Origin of the sequence: Brevundimonas sp. P7753 (assembly GCF_013386595.1) — a bacterium.
GTDB lineage: Bacteria > Pseudomonadota > Alphaproteobacteria > Caulobacterales > Caulobacteraceae > Brevundimonas > Brevundimonas bullata.
The window spans coordinates 1-568 of the sequence record NZ_JACARP010000230.1 but is presented as its reverse complement, the minus strand read 5'-3'; the positions used below and the strand labels follow the sequence as shown (position 1 = coordinate 568).

At 74.6% G+C, this 568-nt stretch carries 1 pseudogene; it reads right to left on the bottom strand.

Annotation, left to right across the window (positions count from 1 at the left end):
• Nucleotides 1-568 (bottom strand): annotated as a pseudogene (locus HX774_RS19305) (thiol:disulfide interchange protein); the annotation flags it as partial.

Genomic DNA, 568 nt, shown 5'->3' with positions numbered 1-568 from the left:
CCGCACCGCCTCGGGCGACCAGGGTTGCGAGGCCAGGGGGCCGGAAGGTTCGGCGGAGGCGGGACCCGCGAGCGGGGCGCTGCGGGCGGCGATCCCGGCGAGGCCGAGAGCTAGAACCAACACGCCCAGCGCGGCGAGACCGGGCAGGAGGCCGCGATGGCCGAGGGCGCGCACGGCCTGGAAGCGCCCGGCCAACCATAGGCCCAGCGCCAGCATCAGGCCGGCGGCGAACAGAAGCGCCAGGGCGTCGCCGCCGGTCTGGCGGGCGAAGACCCAGACCAGCCACAGGGCGGCGCCGTACATGGGGAAGGCCAGCAGGTTTCTGAGGCCCTCCATCCACGGGCCGGGACGCGGCAAGCGGGCCAGCAAGCCGGGACTGAGGCTGATCAGGACGTAGGGCAGGGCCAGGCCGAGGCCCAGCATGAGGAAGACCGCCAGGGCCATGGGCCAGGGCATCAAGAGGGCGGCGCCGAGCGCAAAGGCCATGAAGGGGGCGGTGCAGGGCGCGGCCACCACCACGGCCAGAACCCCGGTGAAGAAGGCGCCGAGCGCGCCGGGCAGACGCGAC